This is a genomic window from Nocardia sp. NPDC005998 (genome assembly GCF_040614395.1).
Taxonomy (GTDB): domain Bacteria; phylum Actinomycetota; class Actinomycetes; order Mycobacteriales; family Mycobacteriaceae; genus Nocardia.
This window is the reverse complement of the sequence record NZ_JBEXUI010000002.1, coordinates 45556-65267: the sequence shown is the minus strand read 5'-3', so window position 1 is coordinate 65267 and position 19712 is coordinate 45556. Positions and strand designations below refer to the sequence as shown.

The 19712-nt window shown below is 65.6% G+C and carries 20 protein-coding genes and 1 pseudogene; 9 read left to right on the top strand and 12 right to left on the bottom strand.

Features of this window, described 5'->3' with window-relative positions; all coding sequences use genetic code 11:
• Window positions 1-164: 164 nt before the first annotated feature.
• Entirely contained in the window at window positions 165-299 is a 135-nt protein-coding gene (locus tag ABZ293_RS03930; protein ID WP_355177207.1) for a hypothetical protein, read from the top strand.
• A 123-nt stretch (window positions 300-422) separates the two neighbouring features.
• Here ABZ293_RS03930 and ABZ293_RS03925 read toward each other — a convergent pair whose 3' ends face one another.
• Window positions 423-1907: an AarF/ABC1/UbiB kinase family protein gene (locus tag ABZ293_RS03925; RefSeq protein ID WP_355177206.1), complete on the bottom strand. Its 1485-nt coding sequence runs from the start codon at window positions 1905-1907 to the stop codon at window positions 423-425.
• Window positions 1908-2016: 109 nt separating this feature from the next.
• Here ABZ293_RS03925 and ABZ293_RS03920 point away from each other — a divergent pair, with 109 nt between their 5' ends.
• Window positions 2017-2796: a GntR family transcriptional regulator gene (locus ABZ293_RS03920; RefSeq protein WP_355177205.1), complete on the top strand. Its 780-nt coding sequence runs from the start codon at window positions 2017-2019 to the stop codon at window positions 2794-2796.
• 440 nt (window positions 2797-3236) lie between these two features.
• Window positions 3237-4169 (top strand): oxidoreductase, encoded by a 933-nt coding sequence (locus tag ABZ293_RS03915; RefSeq protein WP_355177827.1) that lies wholly within the window; start codon window positions 3237-3239, stop codon window positions 4167-4169.
• 164 nt (window positions 4170-4333) lie between these two features.
• Here ABZ293_RS03915 and ABZ293_RS03910 read toward each other — a convergent pair whose 3' ends face one another.
• The 5 genes from ABZ293_RS03910 to ABZ293_RS03890 all read right to left on the bottom strand — a co-directional run bounded on the left by ABZ293_RS03910 (window position 4334) and on the right by ABZ293_RS03890 (window position 8638).
• Window positions 4334-4507, bottom strand: coding sequence for a hypothetical protein (locus ABZ293_RS03910; RefSeq protein ID WP_355177204.1), 174 nt, complete (start codon window positions 4505-4507; stop codon window positions 4334-4336).
• A 57-nt stretch (window positions 4508-4564) separates the two neighbouring features.
• Window positions 4565-5689: a nitronate monooxygenase family protein gene (locus ABZ293_RS03905; RefSeq protein WP_355177203.1), complete on the bottom strand. Its 1125-nt coding sequence runs from the start codon at window positions 5687-5689 to the stop codon at window positions 4565-4567.
• A gap of 204 nt (window positions 5690-5893) precedes the next feature.
• The gene (locus ABZ293_RS03900) at window positions 5894-7249 is read right to left on the bottom strand and encodes a wax ester/triacylglycerol synthase family O-acyltransferase (RefSeq protein WP_355177202.1); all 1356 of its coding nucleotides are present in this window, start codon (window positions 7247-7249) and stop codon (window positions 5894-5896) included.
• Window positions 7250-7392: 143 nt separating this feature from the next.
• A complete protein-coding gene (locus ABZ293_RS03895) occupies window positions 7393-8037 on the bottom strand; it encodes a methyltransferase domain-containing protein (protein ID WP_355177201.1) in 645 nt (214 codons plus the stop codon).
• A 7-nt stretch (window positions 8038-8044) separates the two neighbouring features.
• Entirely contained in the window at window positions 8045-8638 is a 594-nt protein-coding gene (locus ABZ293_RS03890; RefSeq protein ID WP_355177200.1) for a hypothetical protein, read from the bottom strand.
• Window positions 8639-8692: 54 nt separating this feature from the next.
• On the opposite strand from ABZ293_RS03890, the gene ABZ293_RS03885 reads away from it, so the two are divergent.
• A complete protein-coding gene (locus ABZ293_RS03885) occupies window positions 8693-9187 on the top strand; it encodes a MarR family transcriptional regulator (RefSeq protein WP_355177199.1) in 495 nt (164 codons plus the stop codon).
• Window positions 9188-9196: 9 nt separating this feature from the next.
• Here ABZ293_RS03885 and ABZ293_RS03880 read toward each other — a convergent pair whose 3' ends face one another.
• The gene (locus tag ABZ293_RS03880) at window positions 9197-10096 is read right to left on the bottom strand and encodes a DMT family transporter (protein ID WP_355177198.1); all 900 of its coding nucleotides are present in this window, start codon (window positions 10094-10096) and stop codon (window positions 9197-9199) included.
• Between the two features lie 372 nt (window positions 10097-10468).
• Between ABZ293_RS03880 and ABZ293_RS03875 the strand changes: the two genes are divergently transcribed.
• The 3 genes from ABZ293_RS03875 (at window position 10469) to ABZ293_RS03865 (ending at window position 12621) form a co-directional block, all read left to right on the top strand.
• Window positions 10469-11413, top strand: a complete 945-nt coding sequence (locus tag ABZ293_RS03875) for an alpha/beta hydrolase family protein (protein WP_355177825.1) — start codon at window positions 10469-10471, stop codon at window positions 11411-11413.
• A gap of 65 nt (window positions 11414-11478) precedes the next feature.
• A complete protein-coding gene (locus tag ABZ293_RS03870; protein WP_355177197.1) occupies window positions 11479-12189 on the top strand; it encodes an arsenate reductase ArsC in 711 nt (236 codons plus the stop codon).
• Between the two features lie 99 nt (window positions 12190-12288).
• Window positions 12289-12621: a hypothetical protein gene (locus tag ABZ293_RS03865; RefSeq protein ID WP_355177196.1), complete on the top strand. Its 333-nt coding sequence runs from the start codon at window positions 12289-12291 to the stop codon at window positions 12619-12621.
• Window positions 12622-13014: 393 nt separating this feature from the next.
• Here ABZ293_RS03865 and ABZ293_RS03860 read toward each other — a convergent pair whose 3' ends face one another.
• The 3 genes and pseudogenes from ABZ293_RS03860 to ABZ293_RS03850 all read right to left on the bottom strand — a co-directional run.
• The gene (locus ABZ293_RS03860; RefSeq protein ID WP_355177195.1) at window positions 13015-14700 is read right to left on the bottom strand and encodes a cutinase family protein; all 1686 of its coding nucleotides are present in this window, start codon (window positions 14698-14700) and stop codon (window positions 13015-13017) included.
• A gap of 94 nt (window positions 14701-14794) precedes the next feature.
• Window positions 14795-14977 carry a hypothetical protein gene (locus ABZ293_RS03855; protein ID WP_355177897.1) on the bottom strand — a complete coding sequence of 61 codons (183 nt, stop codon included), beginning with the start codon at window positions 14975-14977 and terminating at the stop codon, window positions 14795-14797.
• A 64-nt stretch (window positions 14978-15041) separates the two neighbouring features.
• A pseudogene (locus ABZ293_RS03850) lies at window positions 15042-15284 on the bottom strand (isochorismatase family protein); the annotation flags it as partial.
• Between the two features lie 38 nt (window positions 15285-15322).
• On the opposite strand from ABZ293_RS03850, the gene ABZ293_RS03845 reads away from it, so the two are divergent.
• Window positions 15323-15877 carry a helix-turn-helix domain-containing protein gene (locus ABZ293_RS03845; RefSeq protein ID WP_355177194.1) on the top strand — a complete coding sequence of 185 codons (555 nt, stop codon included), beginning with the start codon at window positions 15323-15325 and terminating at the stop codon, window positions 15875-15877.
• A gap of 361 nt (window positions 15878-16238) precedes the next feature.
• On the opposite strand, the gene ABZ293_RS03840 is transcribed toward ABZ293_RS03845, so the two are convergent.
• On the bottom strand, window positions 16239-17516 hold the full coding sequence (locus tag ABZ293_RS03840; protein ID WP_355177193.1) for an MFS transporter: 1278 nt from the start codon (window positions 17514-17516) through the stop codon (window positions 16239-16241).
• Between the two features lie 135 nt (window positions 17517-17651).
• Between ABZ293_RS03840 and ABZ293_RS03835 the strand changes: the two genes are divergently transcribed.
• Entirely contained in the window at window positions 17652-18584 is a 933-nt protein-coding gene (locus ABZ293_RS03835; protein ID WP_355177192.1) for a LysR family transcriptional regulator, read from the top strand.
• A gap of 64 nt (window positions 18585-18648) precedes the next feature.
• Here the strand turns inward: ABZ293_RS03835 and ABZ293_RS03830 are convergent, their stop codons facing one another.
• Window positions 18649-19647: a 4,5-dihydroxyphthalate decarboxylase gene (locus ABZ293_RS03830; protein ID WP_355177191.1), complete on the bottom strand. Its 999-nt coding sequence runs from the start codon at window positions 19645-19647 to the stop codon at window positions 18649-18651.
• Between the last annotated feature and the right edge of the window lie 65 nt (window positions 19648-19712).

Below are 19712 nucleotides of genomic sequence, written 5' to 3'. Positions count from 1 at the left end.
GCTGATCTGAGCCCATGGCTGCTCGTCGTTCGGTTGCGCGACAGCGCGGTGTGGATGCGCGAGGTGCGCGCGGGTGGCGGCGCGCATTCGGATGCGGGCCGGTTATGACGAGTTGGTCGCACTCATCGGTCTGGCGAGAGTGGTTGGCGCGCTGATCTGAGCCCATGGCTGCTCGTCGTTCGGTTGCGCGACAGCGCGGTGTGGATGCGCGGGTGGCGGCGCGCATTCGGATGCGGGCCGGTTATGACGAGTTGGTCGCACTCATCGGTCTGTGCTGGCGAGAGTGGTTGGCGCGCTGATCTGAGCCCATGGCTGCTCGTCGTCCTGATGATCATCTACAGAAGCGACGACAGAACTGTCTGAGACGTCATGTCCCAGGTTGCCGGGCAGCGTGTCCGGGCAGGTCAGGGCGTCGTTATGGATCAGCCGACCGATATATGTCGCGCGGCCTGCTCGGCTCGCTTGCGCCGCGCCACCGCCAGGTCGACCGGTGCCGCACCCTCCTCGGCGGGCCGGGTGACCAACTCGTGCAGCGTCGGATGCCAGCGGCCGACCTCGTCGCGGAACGAGCCCTCGGTCTCCAACTGGCCGATCGCGCCGACCAGCGTGAGCATCGAGCGTGCGAACGGTGTGTAGTGCGCGGGCATGGTCGCCTGCCGTAGCGCGTTGGACAGCCGCGGGTTCGTCACGCGCAATACCTGTTTGCGCAGCCAGCGCGTGGTGAACCGATAGGTCGGGTGCTGGAAGGGTTCGATGCACGGCACCATCATGTTGAACAGGTCCTCGGCATCGAGTGTGCGACTCGGTTCGCAGAAGCCGTGCCGTCGGGCCGCCGCCTCCAGATCCGTTGGCCCGCCGTTGAACAACGCATCGCAATAGTCGAACGCCCACTCCTCGAAACCCTCCGCGGGCCACGGCGTACATGCCCCGAAGTCGACGATGCCGAGTCGCCCGTCCGGCAGCACCCGGAAATTGCCCGGATGCGGATCGCCGTAGAGCAGACCGCTGCGGATCCAGCTGGAGGCCATGAACCGGACCAGCTGCATGCCCACCCGATCACGTTCGGCGCGCGTACCTGCGGCGACAATGCGCGGCAGCGGTGTGCCGTCGAGCCATTCGGTGATGAGCACATCGCCGCGCTGCTCGACCACGCGCGGAATATAGAAATCCGGATCGTCGGCATAGGCCGCTGCGAAGGCCCGCTGATGGTCGGCCTCGGCGGCGTAGTCGAGTTCGTCGAGCACGCAGGCGCAGATCGCCTCGGTCACTCCCTTGACGTCGGCGCCGGGCACGAAAACCGTTGCCAGCGTGGACATGCGGCGCAGCTGGTCCAGGTCGTTCGCGACCGCCTGCCTACCGCCGGGATACATCACCTTCACCGCGACAGGTGTGCCGTCGCGCCAGACCGCGCGGTGCACCTGCCCCAGCGATGCCGCGGCCGCGCGCCGATCGTCGAATTCCCGGAAGTGCCAACGCCAGTTCTCCCCCATACTGGCGGCCATCGCCGCGTGCACCGAGCGCGGCAGCATCGCGGGCGCGGAATCCTGCAATTGGCTCAGCGCGATCTTGTACGGCTCGGCGAGCTCCCGCGGCAGTGCGAGTTCGTAAATGGCGAGCAGCTGACCGAGTTTCGTTGCGCAGCCCTTCAGCTCGCCGAGTACCTCGAAAATGTGCTGGGCGGTGCGCATTTGAATTTCGCGATCGACCTCACCGGCCGATCTGCCCATCGCGCGCTTCCCGACGCCCGCGGCCTGCCGACCCGCGAAGGCGACCGGAATTGCCGCCAGTTTGGCATTGCGAACTGCCGTGTGAACTGGGGGTTTGCCGTGGGGATTCGCCGCGAACAGGCGTGCGCGTCTAGTGGTCGAACCCTCGGTCGGCCGACCGCTGCCACGCTGAATGGTCATGACTCACCTCACACCGCACGCTGACGACTGTTACTCAGGTGCAGTCTCGCACAGGAGGGCTTAGACTGTCTGGGACGTATTCGGAACCGAGTCGAAAGGTGGCATCTCGATGGGATCCCAGACGGTAGTCGCCGACGTTGCCGATGAGCTGGCACGCCGGGTTGCCGCGGGGGAGTATCAGCCAGGGGATTTGATGCCGTCGGTCCGGCAGGTCGCGGAGGAGTTCGAGATGAACCGCGCGACCGCACAGCTGACCCTCGGTCGGCTGGAATCGTATGGATTCGTCGAGGCGCGACGCGGCAAGGGGTTCACCATCCGTGATGTCCGTGAGGCGGGCGGCATCGATGTGTATCGGCACCTCTTCCGTTTCTCGATTCCGATGCCGGATGTGGCCATCGAGATGTTCCGCGACATCGTCGAGGTGGAGCGCGGCATCGTCATGGAGGCGCTGCTCGCCTACACCGGCAGCGAACAGGAGATCGACCCGGCCGAACTCAAGGCCGAGATCGATGAACTGGAATCGCTTGCCCGACAGGAGGTTCCCGACTTCCGTCAGATTCTGGCCATCGAGGTCGGACTGGTCCGCCGCCTGCTCACCGCGCTCGGACTGAGTATGCAGCGTGCGATCGTGAACTCCATCGGGGAGATGGTGCTCGACGTTCCCGAGGCCGTCGAGGCCTTCTTCGCGGGCGCTGCCGATCTGCATGTATTGGTATGGCGTGCGCTGGTCGCGGTATGGGACTCCGGTTCCGGTCCGTCCGATGCGCAGCTCGCGCTGTTCGAGGATCTGTTCGGGCTGTACCACGAGAAGGTGATCGCCCGCTTCGAGGAGCTGCTCGACACCGCGGCCGACGGCCATGAGGATGCGGCGCACGCGGCGACGGCCTGATCGCCCCGGCTCCTCCGATTCCACTGTCTGAGCCATTGCTGGCCCAACTGCGCTCGATGCCGCCCGAGGAGTGCGGTGTCGTGGCAGCTGGGCAAGATCACCCGAGCTATTAGTTGTCTGAGACATTTTAGGGTAGATGGTGCGCGGACAGGAGAACACCATGGCAGTAAAGGATGGGCATGCTCGGGGAAGCGCGCCATCATGACGGGCGTGCCACGCGGTGAGATCACTGACTCGTCGATCAACCGGGCGCCGATACGATGCTCGCCGAACTGCTGGGCACCCATTGACGGGAGCGTGTCACCGAATCCGAGGATGCGCCGGTTGCCGCGGCAGGCATCGGTGAGGGTGCGCCGCGCACAACGACGAGGCGGCTTAGGCTGCGAACCGATTCCCTTTCCGCGAATGACCGGGAGTGCTCTGTGACCTCCATACCGATCCTGCCGCGCCGCTGGACCATTGCCGATATCGCGGATCAGTCCGGAAGGACCGTGCTGGTCACCGGCGCGAACAGCGGTCTCGGCCTGCGTACCGCCGAGGCATTGGCGGCCAAGGGCGCCCATGTGCTGCTGGCCTGCCGAAACCAAGTGAAGGCGACCGCCGCGCTGGATGCCGTCACCGCGATCGCCGCCGGGCCGAAACCCGAAGTACTGCAGCTGGATCTGGCCGATCTGGCTTCGGTCCGACAGGCCGCGGCAAAGATAAACGACTCCATCGACCGGGTCGATCTGCTGATCAATAATGCGGGCGTCATGGCGGTGCCGCGCTCGCGCACCGCCGACGGTTTCGATGCCCAATTCGGCACGAACCACCTCGGGCACTTCGCCTTCACCGGCGCCATCCTGCCCGCACTCCTGCGGGCCGAACGGCCGCGGGTGGTGACCGTATCCTCGGTCGCTGCATGGGGTGGCGCGATCAACTGGCTCGATCCCAACTGGGAGCGGCTCTACCTGCGCTGGCCCGCCTACTGCCAGTCCAAACTGGCCAATCTGCTCTTCACCGCCGAACTCGATCGCCGGGCCCGTGCGGCCGGGACCGCCCTGCACGCCGTTGCTGCACATCCGGGTCTATCGGCGACCCATCTCTACGACCGCAACGGTGAGAAGGGGGTGGGCGGCCTCTTGGCGGCGATCCCGCAGACGATCCTGTTCGCGATCGCCCAGTCCGACCGGATGGGCGCGCTGCCGCAGCTATATGCCGCGACGGTGCCGGATCTGCGCGGAAACTCCTATGTGGGACCGGGATTCGAACTGGCGGGATATCCACGGCGGGCTCCGCGCAATCCCATGGCCCACAGCCGCTGGACCGCGCGCAGGCTGTGGCGGCTCAGTGAACAGCTCACCGGCGTGCGATACGACTTCTCGGCGACCTGATCACCCGTCGCCCCGACGGGCGGGAGGCGGACGCCATGCGATCGCTGGCTGCACCTGCGCGCCCATCGGATTCGGCCCGGGGTGCCTGCCGCGGCAGGATCGGATGCGGCAATAGGGGCGGCGCTATCGAGCTGAATCGAAACCCATTGCCTTACAGCGATGGGCTACCGCGGTAGCCATGCCGTGCTGGCGATCACCGCGCTGTTCTTCGGCGGAGCGTATCCGGCGAACCCGGGCGCGAACGGGTGGAGTGCAATGGCGATCGCGATCAGGCGGGTGTGCTGCTCGACGCCGCATTCCTGTGGCGACGCAGCATTGCTCGCGTTCGCGACGATCACGCGGAGGTGGCACGTCGCCCCGGCTCGAGCGCTAGGGCGACGGCACCGATCCGACTGCTAGAGCTCGCTATTGAGCTTGTTCAGGCGGTCACACGCTTCCACGTACTCGTTGATCAGCCGCGCGATCACATCGGCGGAGCGCTCCACCTTGTTCATCATGCCGACGACCTGGCCGACCGGGTTGAAGTTCACGTCCTTGGCCGCTTCCGGGTAGCGGTGTCCGCGCTTGACGCCGTCCAGGGCAACCATCATCTGCAGCGGCATGGGCAGCGGGTCCGGAGTCTCCGGCGCCTCCCAGGCCTCGGTCCAGTCGTTCTTGAGCATGCGGCACGGCTTGCCGGTCCAGGACCGCGACCGCACGGTGTCGTGGCTGGAGGCATCGATATAGGTCTGCATCTGCGCGGGCGGCACATTCGCCTCCTCGACGGTCAGCCACAGCGAGCCGGTCCACGCGCCCGCCGCGCCCATTGCCATGGCCGCGGCGACCTGACGGCCATTGCCGACACCACCGGCGGCCAGCGCTGGCATATCGCCGATCGCATCGATCACCTGCGGCCAGAGCACCAGCGAGGAGATCTCACCGCAGTGGCCGCCGCCTTCGGTGCCCTGCATGACCACGAAGTCCAGCCCGGCCCGCTTGTGGTTGAGCGCGTGCTTGACCGACCCGCAGAGCGCGCCGATGAGGCGCCCGGAATCCTGGATCTGCTTGATCACATCGTCTGGCGGGGTGCCAAGGGCATTGGCGACCAGCTTGGCCTTGGGATGGCGCAGGATCACCTCGATCTGCGGTGCGACGGTCGTCGCGGTCCAGCCGAGCAGCTGGTTGTGATGCTCCTCTTCGGGCAGGTGCGGCACATTGTGGTCATTGAGGATCTTCTCCGCGAAATCCCGGTGGCCCTGCGGAACCAGTTCCGCCAGTTTGGCTTCCAACTGTTCCGGGGTCAGATCGTCGATGCCCTTGCCCTCGTATTTGGACGGAATGACGAGGTCGACACCGTAGACGCCGTGCACATGCTCATCGAGCCACGCGAGTTCGACCTCCAGTTGTTCGGCGGTGAAGCCGACCGCACCGAGCACGCCGAGACCACCGGCATTGCTGACCGCGGCCGCCACATCGCGGCAATGGGTGAAGGCGAAAATGGGGAATTCGATCCCCAGCCGGTCGCAGATTTCGGTACGCATGGCGTGCTGGTCTCCCTACTCGCCCCGCAGCCGGAGCGACCGGCCGAGGAGTGCTGGAACGGGTTACATATTTGGTCGCTGGCCCGCGCCGCCGATTCGACCGCCTACCGCAGATATCGCCATGACGCGATGACGGCTTGGTCAGCAGGCGCGGGCGCCTGAAATCGAATGTAACACGTTCTAGTTTCTTTAGGGATAGCCGTTTCAGACGGCCGCCTGTTCCAGGTCGGTGAGTGAGTTCTCCAGGTGGTCCAACAGGCTGTGCAGGCGCGGCACGCTGCGGCGGCAGCCGACGAGTCCGAAGTCCAGGTTGTCGCCATTGGTGGTGAGGGTGATGTTCACGGTCTGTCCGTCGAACGGGATCGACATCGGGTAGGAGGCGTCGAGGCGGGCGCCGTTCCAGTACTGCGGATCCTTGGGACCGGGGACATTGGAGATGACGATATTGAACGGCGGATTGGCCAGCGACAGCATGCCCGGTAGGAAGGTCAGGGCCAGCGGGCTGAGCATCAGGCCGGACAGTGCCATCGTCTGTATCGGCGAGAGCGCGTTGTAGACCTCTTTGCTGCGGCGCATCGATTCGCTCACCACGCGCAGCCGTTCGATCGGATCGGCGATATCGGTGCCGAGGTTGCACAGGATCGCGCCGACCTTCACGCCGCTGGTCTCGGCGGTATCGTCATCGGCCCGCAGCGAGATCGGGACCATGGCGATCAATGGCTTGTCGGGCAGCGCATGCTGTTCGATCAGGTACTCGCGCAGCGCACCGGCCGACATCGTGAGCACCACATCATTGACGGTGGTGCCGGTGGCCTTCTTGACCTGTTTGACGCGTTCCAGCGGCCAGGACCGCACCGCGCAGCGCCGGGCGCCGCCGATCGGCACATTGAACATCGAGCGCGGCGCATCGAACGGCATGGTCAGCTGCTGTTGCAGCAGCGCGGCGCGGGCCGCCCGCAGTACGGCCGGAGCGGAATTGGCCGCCGACAAGAGATTTCGCGCGATCCCGCCGAACAGGGATCCGGACGGCTCGGGCGCACGCCGCGAACGAGGCAGATTCCATGGCACGCGCATTTCGTTCGCCGCGGGGTCGTCGGTGAGTGTGCGCTGCAACAGCCGCTGCGCGGCGACACCGTCGATCAGCGCGTGGTGCATCTTCGAGTAGATGGCGAAGCGGCCGTCGCTCAGCCCCTCCACCAGGTGGATCTCCCACAGCGGGCGGTGCCGGTCGAGCAGGGCGCTGTGCAGCTCGGAGGCCAGCTCGAGCAATTGGTCGAAGCGCCCCGGACTCGGCAGCGCCGACCGGCGCAGATGATAGGCGAGTTCGACGTCTTCGGCCTGCGTCCACGCCAGCTGCGGTGTGCCGAGCCAACTCGCCGGTCGTTTGCGGAAGGTGGGGTGGAATTCGGTGTCCGCCAACAACTTCTCGTGAACTACCTGGGCGTAGTCGGGTCCGGCGTCTTCCGGCGTCTCGAACAGCTGCAGTGAACCGACATGCATTGGGTGCTCGCGGGATTCGGCCAGCAGAAATACGGCATCGATCGGAGAAATGAGCTCCATTGGTGAGTCGCCCCCTGACGACGGTGTGGTGTGCAGGTCTCGAGCAAGAGGTATCGACCACGATGTCGGAAGGGCTCGCGCAGCCATGTCCCCTGCGCGGTGGCCTCAACCTTACTGAAAGGTCCGGATCGGCGTCCGCCGAATCAGTGATCCTTGACCAGCAGCAAGTAGCCCTGGCTACCCCGCTCGCCGGGATCCGGTTCCCGTACCAGCCGGGCGGTCGCCGTGAAACCGGCCTGGTCGGCCAGCGCGGCGAGCCGATCGGGCGACCAGCGGTAGGAGCGAATCACCTTGTGGTCGTACGGTTCCACATCCTCGACAGCGGCGGCTTGGAAGCCGAGCAGCGCGTGCCCTCCGTTTTCGAGTACCCGATGGAACTCCGCCAACACCGCGGGAATCCGCTCGGGTGGCAGATGGATGAACGAGTACCACGCGAGGACGCCCGCGAGGGTACCGTCGGCGAGGTCGAGGTGTTCGAGCGAACCCTCGCCGAAGGTCAGTTCCGGATATCGCGCTCGCGCCAGTGCGATCAGCCGCGGTGACAGGTCGATGCCGAAGATATCCAGTCCGAGCGCCGCCAGGTGCGCGGAGAGTCGGCCCTCGCCACAGCCGAGGTCGGCGACCCGACCAGAACCGTTGGCCCGCACCAGTTCCGCGAATACGCCGAGCATGGCGCGGTCGAAGGGCTGGGACTCGAGGTGCCCGATGACGAGCTCGGCGTATTGGTCCGCGAGGTCGTCGTAGGCGGTGCGGGTCTGCGCCACATCGGCGTAATCGGTGCGTGCCATCCGGCCATCATTCCACCGCGGGGCGCCGCGACGGCAGACGGCGCAGCAGGTGGTCGAGTCGCAGCGCGGTATCGCAGGTGCCGAGTATCGCGGTGCCGCCCGCGACGACGAGCACACCGTAGGAAGACATTTCATCGAAACCCACCGATGTCCACATCGCCGCCGCGAAGGCGATCAGCACCGCGGTCGCGAGGCGTGCGGTGGATTTCGCCGCGATGCCGAGGATCATCCCGATGGCGATCAGGGTTTCCAGCGCCGTCGCGACGGCGGCGAGGGTTGGTACCGACCAATCCAGTGCGCGGGGTACCAAGGTCCGGGTGTAGTCGACGAACGCCGAATAGCTGCCCCAGGAAACGTCTTTCGTGCCCGGCGCGCCGAGTAGTCCGAACCGGTCCGCGACCGATCCGGCGAACAAGGCGCCCAACAGGATTCGCACCGCGGTATCGATGGCCACGAATCGGGCCGCGCTCACGGTCAGCACCGCGACGCTCACCAGAACGCCGGCGGTGATCGATCCAACGGATCCGTCCGCGAATATCAGCCAGCCGGATTCGATCACCAGGGCCAGGGCCGAGAGCCCGACGACAGCCTGTCCAGTCATGTGCACCATCCAAAGTAGTAAGGTCCCTGACTAAAGGTACGAAGGAGTCGAAGAATGGTCAAGAGCCTGACTAATCCGCTGGCCGATCGACCGCCGCCACTCGGGAATCTGCTCAGCGCCGCGGCGAGAACGCTTGCGGCCGAACTGGATGCGGGTTTGGCCGCGGCCGGATTCACCGACCTGCGCGCCGCGCACACGCCGGTATTCCAGGTGATCGATCCCGAGGGCACCCGGCTGATCGACCTGGCGACGCGGGCGGGCATGACCAAACAGGCGATGGGCGAACTCGTGCGGCACCTGGAATCGCGCGGTTATGTCGAGGTGGCTCCCGACCCGACCGATCGGCGCGCACGGCTGGTGCGCCTGACTCCGCTGGGCCGGTCCGTGCTGGCGGCCGGACTCGATGTGGTCGCGCGATTCGACGCACATCTCGACGCGATAATCGGTGCGGCCGAAGTGGTTCGGCTGCGCGATGTGCTGATGAAGATCATCGGCGGTGCGGGTCTGACCTTCAGTGCGGGCGCGACAGAGGTGATTCGCACCGAATGAGCGCTGGACTCACACCTGACTCGGCGATTGCGGTACCGGCGTCGAAACCGGCTGCTCGACGGCGCGGGCGCGCGCGGTGCCGAGTATCGAGCCGAGGATGACCAGCGGGAATCCGATGCCCATGCCGATGGTCAGCGGCTCGTCCAGCAGGGTCACCCCGAGCAGGATGGCGACTGCCGGATTGATATAGGTGATGACGGTGGCGCGGGCCGGGCCGACCTCGCTGATCAGCGCGAAGAAGACCAGGAACGCCGCGGCCGTGCAGATGACGGCGAGGCCGAGCACCGACCACGACGCGTCGGCGGTGAAGTGTGCCGGCCAGCGCCATGCCGCGAACGGTGCGTAGATCACCGCCGCGAGGATCAGTGATCCGGTGACCACCCCGAGCGGCGGCAGGTCGGCGAGTGCGCGATTGATAATGATCGGGCCGACGGCATATCCGATGGTGGTCAGCCCGATCGCGCCGATGGCCGCGGGCTGGGTCAGGTCGATATCGAAGCCGACCAGCGCCGCCACCCCGGCGAAGCCGACGATCAGGCCGACGGTGCGGCGCGCGTCGAAGCGGTCGTGCCCGAGTTTGGTCACGATGACCACCGCGATCAGCGGTACCGCGGCGATCAGCAGGCCGACCGTCGAACTGTTCAATGTGGTCTCGGCGAAGCCGATGAGCAGCCACGGGCCGGTGATCTCGACCAGGGTGTACAGCAGCAGCGGACGCCAGCGGCGGAATACCGGTGCCAGCGCCTTGGTGTAGAGCGCAATCGGCAGCAGGATCAGCGCGCCGAGGAAGGTCCGGCCGAACGCCACCGCGATCGGGTCGAAATCCTCGACGGCGATCCGGATCATGGCGTAGGGCACGCCCCAGATGACGCCCATTGCCAAGAACAACACCCAGCCACGCCTGGTCATCGTGGGACCTCCGATCCATTTCTCGCACCGGAGCATATATGGGTTCATCCCATGATTCGAGGGCAAGTGTTGCCGGTCGAGCCAATGGAACCGGGGGCTCGACGGCAGCCCGCGGCATCGGGTTCAATCAGCCAGCCGCGCAACAGTTTCGGCCGTCCGACGACAGGTTGTCGTAACGAGGCTGGTCCGGTTCTCGATCAACTGGTCGGGCCGATGGGTATTCGGGTCCGGGCCCGAACGAAGGAATGGGTGTTGAACCGTCCAACGAAACGCGTGGTGCTGGCGGCGATTGCGGTATTGCTCGGTCTCGGTGCGATTCCCGCGCATGCGGAGCCGAATACGGGCTCCGGAACGGGATCGACGCAGCCCGCCATTGTGCTGCCGTCATCGGTGCAGTCGCCGGATGGTTCGTTCATCGAGAAGGTCGAGGCCAAGGACGCCCGCAACGTTCGGCTCTACATCCATTCCGCCGCGATGAATTCGACGATCCCGGTCGATGTGCTGCGACCGACCGATACCTCGGTGCCGCGCCCGACGCTCTATCTGCTGAACGGTGCTGGCGGCGGGCAGGACGATGCGTCGTGGAAGCGCAATACCGACGCAATGGAGTTCCTGTCGGACAAGAACGTCAATGTGGTCAATGTCATCGGCGGGCACTGGAGCTTCTACGCGGATTGGATCGCGCCGGATCCGGTGCTCGGCACCAATAAATGGGTGACCTTCTTCACCGAGGAGCTGCCGTCGTTGATCGATACCGCGCTCGGCACGAATGGTGTCAATGCCATTGCGGGACTGTCGATGGCGGGCACCTCGGTGCTCAATTTCGCAATTGCCAAGCCCGGCCTCTACCGGAGCGTCGCGGTCTACAGCGGGATCGCCCAGACCAGTGACCCGATCGGTCAGCGCATGGTCAAAGTGACCGTGGAGACCTACGGCGGTGGCGATACGCGAAACATGTGGGGTCCGTCCGATAGTCCGCTCTGGGCCGCGAACGATCCCATTCGCAATGCCGAAAAGCTGCGTGGACCAAACCTTTTCGTTTCCACCGGAAATGGCATCCCCGGTGTCTACGACCAGCCGGGCGGTAAATTCCGGCTGGAGAAGCCCGAGGACAATGCGCAGACGGTCGCGGTCGGCGCGGCGATCGAGGCCGGGGTCAACTGGTCGACGCACAATTTGCAGAACCGGCTCGACCAGCTCGGGATCCCCGCCACCTTCGTCTACCGGGACAGCGGCACCCATTCCTGGGGCTACTGGCAGGAGGATCTGCACACCTCATGGCCGGTTCTGGCGCAGGGACTGTACTCCGCTCCGTAGTTGGTTCGAGCCGGTTAACGGAATGTTCGCTTGGCGGGCATTCGACCGGCTGTCAGGCTGGAGCAATGTCTCAGTCTGAACAGCCGGATGCGACCGAACGCTCAATCGCCGCTGTGACGCCGCACTACCGCCTGCTCGAACTCGACGACGAGGCGGCCCTCGCGAGTGCCGAGGACCGGTTGCAGGGCGAGTTCGCGACCATGTTCGACTTCGAAACGGTGCACCGCTACCTCTACGACTCCTATGACGATTTTGTCGCTCGCTCCACGGTGAAGTTATATCTGCCGACGCTGGCCGAACGCTTCGGCCGGCAGCGGCTGTCCGCGCTGGCGAAGGTGCAGGGCAAGGTCGCCGAATCCAAGCCGACCGTGTTGTTCCTGTGCACCGATAATGCCGGACGTTCGCAGCTGGCACTGGGCATGTTCACCCAGCTGGCGCAGGGTCGAGCGATCGCCTGGTCCGGCGGTTCCGAATCGGGCGCGGCCCTGAACCCGGCCGCGGTCGAGGCGATGGCCGAAGTCGGCATCGATATCGCCGACGAATACCCCAAGCCCTGGACCGACGAAATCATCCGCGCCGCCGACGTCATTGTCAGCATGGGCTGCGGCGACATCTGCCCGCGCGTCCCCGGTCCCCGCTACGACGAATGGATCATCGAAGACCCGGCAGGCCTCGGTATCGACGAGGTCCGCCCCATTCGTGACGATATCGCCGCCCGCGTCGAGAACCTCCTCGCCGACCTGGGCCTCCCCCTGGTCGACCGCCTGCGCGGTTAGCGAATCCGCCGCGGTGTCAGCGCGGTGTCAGCGGCGGTCGGCACTGTTGCGCCCATGCCACGAAGGACGCGGCAGGCAACGATCACCGAGAGGTTCGACATGGAAACCAACACCGCCGAAATCCTGCACCGTCAACTGGTACTGCCGGTCCGAGCGGTCCGTGCGGGCCTCGGCGTATCCGGCGGCGATCTCAGCACTGTCGCGGGCCGCACCGATAAGGTCGTCCCCGCCCTAACTGCGGCCGCCGACCGCGTCACCGCGGCCCACCGCCGACTCGACCGATCCGCCACCGAACTGGAGCGCAAGGCCGCGGCGAAAAACTACACCCCGACCGCTCTCGCCGCCCGGCGCGAGGCCATCGCCGACGCCCGCGCCGCCGTCGATGGCCTCCACACGGACCTCAACCGAGCCATCCGATCCCTCGACCGCTGAAACCCACTGCGGCGCAGCGACATTCGACATCGACGGTTCGGTCCGCATCGATATCACCGCGGCAAATCCGCCCTCGGCACCGCCGTCGCGAATCTCACCGACGGCGGTACCGAGGCAAGAGCGTCATCCGGATCGGATAGGTGGCCCGCTCGCCAGTCTTCTGGCGAGCGAGAGCGGTCACCCGAGCCGAACTCCGTCCATCCGATCCCTTTGACCGCTGAAACCCGCTGCGCCGCAGCGACATTCGCCATCGCTGGTTCGGTCCGCATCGATATCACCGAGGCAAGAGCGTCATCCAGATCGGATAGGCGGCCCGCACGCCAGTCTTCTGGCGAGCGAGACGGGCCACCCGAGCCGAACGCCGCGGCCCGTATCGAAAACCGGCGGTGACTGCTAGCGCGTAGCGGTGGTGGTCGGTGTCGCGGATTGCGTTGTCGTGGTGGTGGTGGTGGTGGTGGTGGTGGTGGTCGGTTCGGTGGTGGTCGGCTTTGTCGTCTGGGCGGGGGTGGTGACCGAGGTCGGAGCCGGTGGTGTTGTCGTCACCTGCGGGGTGGTCGGCGCATTCGACGTCGTGGTGGGCGGCGTCGTGGTCGTCGGCTGTGCGCTGGCCGCGGGGGACTTCGCGGGCGAGGTGCTGGTGGTGGTCGTCGGCGACGTGGTCGTGGTCTTGGTCGGTTCGCTGGTCTTGGTCGTGGAGCTCGCCGCCTGGTATGCGGCGGCGAGATCCGCTGGCGTCGGCTTTGCGCTGGTATCGACCGTCTTACCCGCCTGCGCCTGCTGCGCCAGATGGGTGAGCCAGGCGGCCGCGTACTCGGCGGAGGTCAGCGGCTTGCCGTCGGCGGCGTCGCGCCAGTAGTCGAAGTGGTGACCGGTCGCGTTCGGCCCGAGTGTGAGCTGATACGGGTCGCTCATGATCACGGGGATGGTGTTCTGGTTCGTCACGATGAGACCGACGATCTCGTTGAACACCTTCTGCGGCAGATAGGCCAGTGGCGACATGTCGTTGGTCGCGATCGCCGTCGCCTGCGTGGTGGGCTTGGGTGTCTGACCCGGCTTGTACTCGGGATCGGAAACCCGCAGCAGCACCTGGAGGAAGGTTTCGTTGCTCTGCATCCAGTTCGGCTGCGACTGAATATCGGCGAAGGCCGCCAGCGCGATCCGGCCGAGGACAACCGCGACGTCCTGCCCGGTCGCCGGGGTGAGCCCATCACGTTCGAGTGCGTCGACATTCAACTGGCGACCCACATTGACCACCAACTGCAGCAGCGAAATATTCTGCGGTGCCGAGCAGGTGAGATCGCCATCGGAGCAGAACGAGGCGATCTTGCCGTTCAGCGCCCCGAAGTCGCCGCTGGTGCCGGGCAGTGCACCCTGACCCGCAACCGCTTTGGTGCCGCTCTGATATTTCTGGTCGAAGCCGTCGGGATTGCTGTACGGATCCTTCGCACCCGGGAACGGCCCGTCGCCCGCCGAGCGTCCGGCATCGGCGAGGATGACGACACCGACGACATCGGCCGGATCGACGACTCCGTAGGCACCGTTCTGGTCGGGCGTCTGATGTCCGACCGTCATGGCGACGCGGCGCACGACATCGGCGCCCTCGCTGTAGCCGACGATGGAGAACTTGGTGTCCGGGCAGGCCTGGCTGATCTCCCGCATCACCTGTTCGGTATTCGCGACACCGGCATTGACGGCGTCCTCGTAGGTGGCCATATTCGCCGGATACGCGATGTATACCGCGGCATATGAGCCGGGATCGACATTATCGGCGGGTGCGTTGACGACGGGGTCGACCCACTGACTGTGATAGTCATCCGACAGCGCGGCGGGCAATTCCTCGCCATTGGCGCCGACCAGCAGCTTCGTGGTGCCTTCGACCGGAGTGTCACGGCGTCCGGCCACCGAAATGGTCACCATGTCGTGGCACTCCGTCACCGAGGCCCTGAGCTGTGTATCCGCAGTTTGCGACGTCGATGTCAGCGCGAAGGAGGCGGCGACGATCGCCACCACCCCGAGCGTGGCGGGCGCAACAACGGCCGAGGCCAGCCGATGGCGCGCGATGAACTCCCGAAGAGCCATGTCCAGTTCCCCAATCCAAAATCCGACAAATGGGCGGACAGGCCCCCCGACAGGCCATATGTCACGAGGTGTGTCGGTGACCGGGACGTATTCGTTACCGCGGCGCCGCCGAGGCGAAAGAACTGTTGTAGGAATCGAACAGATTTCCGATCGGTGTTGCGGTTGCGTTGCCGACGCGATCGATCCACTGATCGGTGGTGCTGACGGCGGCGAACTGGGAGTGCATCACGACATTGAGGACGCGGTGGATCTGCCGCGTCGGCCTGACCAGCGGCATTCGTCAGCGGTACGGTGCCGGTCGCGTCGCTGAGATGTTCGGTGGCGAATCCGGCGTGGTGCGCGTGCGTGATCAGCGCGTTATTGCAGTGATGGGTCAGGTACCCGACGACGGCGATGGTGTCGACGCCGCGTTCCCGCAGCCACGATTCGAGGTCGTGCTCGGCGAAGACGCTCGGCACGGTCTTTTCCAGGGCGAGATCGTAATGCCGCTCGGCCACCGAGCGGTGCAGCTGCCATCCCGCGGTGCCGCGATCGAAGATCGGCGCGCCGGTGGGTGCGGTGTGCTGGACCACCACGATCGGCATCCCGTTGGGCCGATGTCTTCGCCCGCCGCTTCCCGGACGTGCGGCTGAATCAAGAGGCGCTCTACGTCGACGACGGCGATATCGTCACCTCCGCCGGCACCACCGCGGCCATCGACACCTGCCTACATCTGCTGCGCCGCCAGCACGGCGCCGAACTTGCCAACCGCGTCGCCCGCCGCATCGTCGCCCCACCACACCGTGCCGGCGGACAAGCGCAATTCATCGAACATCCCCTGCCGCCAACGGATTCGGGCAATCCGCTCGCCGAAACCCTGCAATGGACGATCGAAAACCTCGGCGAACACCTGACCGTCGATCGCCTCGCCGCCCACGCCCTGATGAGCCGCCGCACCTTTACCCGCACCTTCCGAAAGGTCATCGGCACCAGCGTCGCCCAATGGATCGCTACCCAACGCCTGGCCATGGCCCAACGCCTCCTCGAGACCACCGACCTCACCATCGACCACATAGCCACCCTCTGCGGCTACGGCAGCCCCGTAACCATGCGAGACCAATTCTGGAAATCCCTGACCACCACCCCCTCCACCTACCGCCGAACCTTCCAACCACCCCCCGGGTCCATTGGCCGCTGAAGTCACCGGATAGCCGATCCGCGGATCAGATAGCGGAACATGTTGCACCGCAATTGGATTCACTCGCTGAGGCGAGGCGGCTTCGCGATGGTGCGCTGGGCCTGTTTGCGCACTACGGGAGCTCGGTCGTGGACGAGCGGTTCGATCAGGTGCCGCACACCAGTGGCTTTCATCTGGACCAACGCCTTGATCGCTTTTCCGCGGGCGGGTCCGTCGAGTACTTCAACGCAATATCGTGAGATTCAGGTGTCTTGACCTTCCCGAGGTACTCGACCAGCGGGATCATGGCGGTCCCCTCCGGCAATTCGTAGCGGCCTAGTCGATGCCCCGGACCCGCTGGTCGTGGATGGCGTCGTGTGGGTCATGCTCTATCGCCGGAGGGAACCGGCGCTTGGTTCGGCGGAATCGGGCTGGCCGGTTCTGGTGTGGCGATCCGGCGCGGCAGCAGGAACGGCGTGCCGAGGAGCAGAATCCCGGCCAGCGCAATTGCTGTGCGCGGGCTGGTGAGTTGTGCGAGTAGGCCCCACAGCACGGTGATTGCGGCGATGCTGGTGCTGGTGGTGATCGACCAGGCGGTGAGTACCCGGGCGTGGCGGTCGGTGGCGGTGGTGTTCAATCGGTGGGCGGCGAAGACGGCGTTGAAAATGCTGGCGCAGATGATCAGGCCGAGTTCGGTGACCATCACGATCACGAGCCCAGTGAGGCCGGGCCGGATGAACGCCAGCCCGAGGGGCCAGCAGGCGCGTAGCGCGCCGAAGACGCGCAGCACCGTCTGTTCGCCGAGGCGGGCAGCGATGCGGCGGGCGAGTCGTGACCCGATCAGGCCACCGATGCACGGAACGGCGAACGCGAGCCCGTACTCCCAGACCGGGAATCCCAAGTGGGACAGCATCAGCACCGATAACAGCGGCTCCGTGGCCATGATCAGCCCGTTGACCAGCATGGCGTTGAAGAAGAATCGACGCAGCGTGTCGTGGGTGAGGATGTAGCGCCACCCCTCGGCGATATCGCTCCACCGGCGCGTTCGCGTGTGCTGCGGCTTCGGCGGCTGCTCGGGTTCGGTGATCGCGCTGATGCCGAGCGCCGAGAGGAGGTAGCTCACCGCATCGATGACAACGGTGGTCACCGGACCCAAGAGCCCGATTGCGGCGCCACCCAAGGGTGGTCCGATGACCGTGGCCGACCAGGTGGTCGACTCGAAACGACTGGTGGCCACCAGCAGTCCGTCGGCGGGGACGATGGTCTTGAGGTAGGCGCCGCTGGCGGCCGTGAACGCGATCTTCGCTGTCGCGGCGACCATGGAGACCAGCAAGAGCTGCGCAAACGACAACACACCGAGCCAATAGGCGAGCGGTACCGATGCCAATGCCGCGAAGCGGATCACGTCCATGGCGATCATGACCGGCCGCTTTGCGCGGAACTCCATCCACGGCCCGAGCGGGACCGCCAGCAGCGCCCCGAGCGCCAGCCCGGACGACGACAAGGCCGCCACTTCTGCCGCGCTCGCGTTCAGAACCGTAATGGCAACGACCGAGAATGCCCCGAACCCGAGCCCGGTTCCGTAGGCGCTGACCGCGTAGGCGGCCCACAACCATCCGAACGCCCGGCCCAGTCTCGTCCTCTGCCCGATATTCGGCACTCGCTCACTCCGCTTCACACCTCGTGGGACAACGCTCTGTTGCCACCGGGATTGAAGCCGGTTGAAGGACGCCGACACCAACAACGGATCGAGCGGCGTGCCACAACTCATCGTTGTGCGATTAGGTTCTCCCTCATGGATCTCGATGCGGTTCGTACCTTCGTCGCTGTCGCCGAGACGGGCCAGTTCCAAGCCGCTGCCGACGATTTGCGCATCACCCAGCAGGGGGCCTCGAAACGAGTAGCGAGCCTGGAGCGAGAGCTCGGCGTACAGCTCTTCGCGCGGACCGCCAGGGGCGTCCGGCTCACCGTCGACGGACAAGCACTGCTACCCCATGCCCGCGAACTGCTCCGCGCCGCCGAACGCGCCACCGCGGCCGTGACACCGGGACGCAGGGCGCTGCGGATCGACGTCGTCAGCCGCAGGATCGCACCGTCCAATGTCCTGCACGCCTTCTACCAGCAGCACCCCGATATCGAGCTCGATGTCGTCGCCCTGCCCAACGCCGACGCCGCAGCGGCGCTTGCCGAGATCAGCGCCGGTACCCTCGACGCCACCTTCAGATCCCTACGCGACTCCGCCCGCAAAGTCCCGACCGGACTCCGCTCATCGCGTGTCATCGACGACCGACACGAACTTATGGTCGGCCCGAAACACCCGTTGGCGAACGCCAAATCCGTGACGCTGGCCGAACTCACCGACCACCCCATCTGGATGCCGGGCATGTCCGATCCGGAGCCGATCGGCTACTACCGCGATCTCGCGGCCGCGTTCGGACTCACCATCGACACGATCGGCCCGATGTTCGGCATCGAAGCGCTCCTCGCCGAACTCGCCGACTCGCCCCAACTCGCCACCTTCGCCGGCGAAGGCTCCCGATACCTCTGGCCGGAAAGCTACGACCTGCGCCGAATCCCCGTCGTCAACCCGACCCCGGTCTACCCACTCTCGGTGATCTGGCGAGCAGACAATCCACACCCCGTCCTCGCAAACTTCCTCGACTACCTCCAGGCCAGATACCGAACGACATCCAGCGATGACATATGGACACCGGACTGGGCACGGTAAGACCCCAGGCCACCCGGAGCAGGAAAGCTGCTCTGTATTCGATGCCACATGGCCGGGAGAACTCTCAGCTGTCGAGCAACTCCGGGGCGAAAACGTCCTCGATCCTCCACCGTCGAGACGACAAGCCTTGTTCGAAGTGGTAGCGCAGGTAGGCGTCGAGGGCGGTGCGGTTGGCTGAGATGCCGTAGGGCCACCAGTTGTCGCCGAACTGTTCGCCGTTGCGTTCGACCAGTGCGTTCATCCACGGCACCATGGTTTGGACCTCGTACAGTCTGCGGTTGCGGCGATAGTATTCAGCGGCAGCGTCTTTCGCCTGGGAGAAGACCCGATAGACGTCCTGCGCGAGACCGGGGCGCTCGTGCAGCAGATCCCTGCGGACGACGATGGTGTGCATGATCGGGAAGATCGCGGTTCGCTGGTGATAGTCGCGTTCCAGTGGCTCGAAGTCGGGGAACAGCCGGGCGACGTTCGGAGATCCGTCGAGCACGCACTGCGGAACATTCGCCGAGAACAGGGCATCGATCTCGCCCGCATCCAGCATCGCGCTCAATGTCGTTCCCTCGGGCGCGGCGGTCACCTCGAGATCGGCCGGATGCGGGTGCGGGATGAAATCAAAAGGGGGTGTGGGAGATTCGAGGCCGCCGATCACCCAGCGGTTCTGTTCGGGCTCGAATCCGTACTCGTCGGTGAGGATCCCTTTGGCCCACACGCCGGAATCCTGGCCATACGTGCCGAATTCCCCGATGGTCCGTCCGGTGAGAGCGGCAGGGTGGGTGATGCCACTGTGGGTGTTGACGAAGATGCACGAGTGCCGGAACACCCGGTTCGGGAAGATCGGCAGCGCCACGTACGGCAATCCTGTTTCGAGCAGGCGCAGGTAGAACGTGAGCCCGAGTTCGGCGATGTCGAACTCGTTTCCGCGGATCAGCCGTTCGAAGATCTCCGGCAGGGTGGCCGCGGTTTCCATTGTGACAGTGCTGCCGTCCACGCTGGCGCTCTCGTCGAAAAGCGCCCGGGTGGTGTCGTATCGGAAGCATCCGATGCTGAGAGTGTGGTTGGTCATGAGCGTGGATCTCCTTGTCGGCCCTACGCTTTCAACAGTTCTCCGGGACCGGGCCGGCTGTCCAA

What these genes read in the sequence shown, in the direction of transcription:
- ABZ293_RS03930 (WP_355177207.1), top strand. Translation starts at nt 165, where the DNA reads ATGGCTGCTCGTCGTTCGGTTGCGCGACAGCGCGGTGTGGATGCGCGG.
- ABZ293_RS03925 (WP_355177206.1), bottom strand. Translation starts at nt 1,907, where the DNA reads ATGACCATTCAGCGTGGCAGCGGTCGGCCGACCGAGGGTTCGACCACT.
- ABZ293_RS03920 (WP_355177205.1), top strand. Translation starts at nt 2,017, where the DNA reads ATGGGATCCCAGACGGTAGTCGCCGACGTTGCCGATGAGCTGGCACGC.
- ABZ293_RS03905 (WP_355177203.1), bottom strand. Translation starts at nt 5,689, where the DNA reads ATGCGTACCGAAATCTGCGACCGGCTGGGGATCGAATTCCCCATTTTC.
- ABZ293_RS03900 (WP_355177202.1), bottom strand. Translation starts at nt 7,249, where the DNA reads ATGGAGCTCATTTCTCCGATCGATGCCGTATTTCTGCTGGCCGAATCC.
- ABZ293_RS03895 (WP_355177201.1), bottom strand. Translation starts at nt 8,037, where the DNA reads ATGGCACGCACCGATTACGCCGATGTGGCGCAGACCCGCACCGCCTAC.
- ABZ293_RS03890 (WP_355177200.1), bottom strand. Translation starts at nt 8,638, where the DNA reads ATGACTGGACAGGCTGTCGTCGGGCTCTCGGCCCTGGCCCTGGTGATC.
- ABZ293_RS03885 (WP_355177199.1), top strand. Translation starts at nt 8,693, where the DNA reads ATGGTCAAGAGCCTGACTAATCCGCTGGCCGATCGACCGCCGCCACTC.
- ABZ293_RS03880 (WP_355177198.1), bottom strand. Translation starts at nt 10,096, where the DNA reads ATGACCAGGCGTGGCTGGGTGTTGTTCTTGGCAATGGGCGTCATCTGG.
- ABZ293_RS03870 (WP_355177197.1), top strand. Translation starts at nt 11,479, where the DNA reads ATGTCTCAGTCTGAACAGCCGGATGCGACCGAACGCTCAATCGCCGCT.
- ABZ293_RS03865 (WP_355177196.1), top strand. Translation starts at nt 12,289, where the DNA reads ATGGAAACCAACACCGCCGAAATCCTGCACCGTCAACTGGTACTGCCG.
- ABZ293_RS03860 (WP_355177195.1), bottom strand. Translation starts at nt 14,700, where the DNA reads ATGGCTCTTCGGGAGTTCATCGCGCGCCATCGGCTGGCCTCGGCCGTT.
- ABZ293_RS03855 (WP_355177897.1), bottom strand. Translation starts at nt 14,977, where the DNA reads ATGCCGCTGGTCAGGCCGACGCGGCAGATCCACCGCGTCCTCAATGTC.
- ABZ293_RS03835 (WP_355177192.1), top strand. Translation starts at nt 17,652, where the DNA reads ATGGATCTCGATGCGGTTCGTACCTTCGTCGCTGTCGCCGAGACGGGC.
- ABZ293_RS03830 (WP_355177191.1), bottom strand. Translation starts at nt 19,647, where the DNA reads ATGACCAACCACACTCTCAGCATCGGATGCTTCCGATACGACACCACC.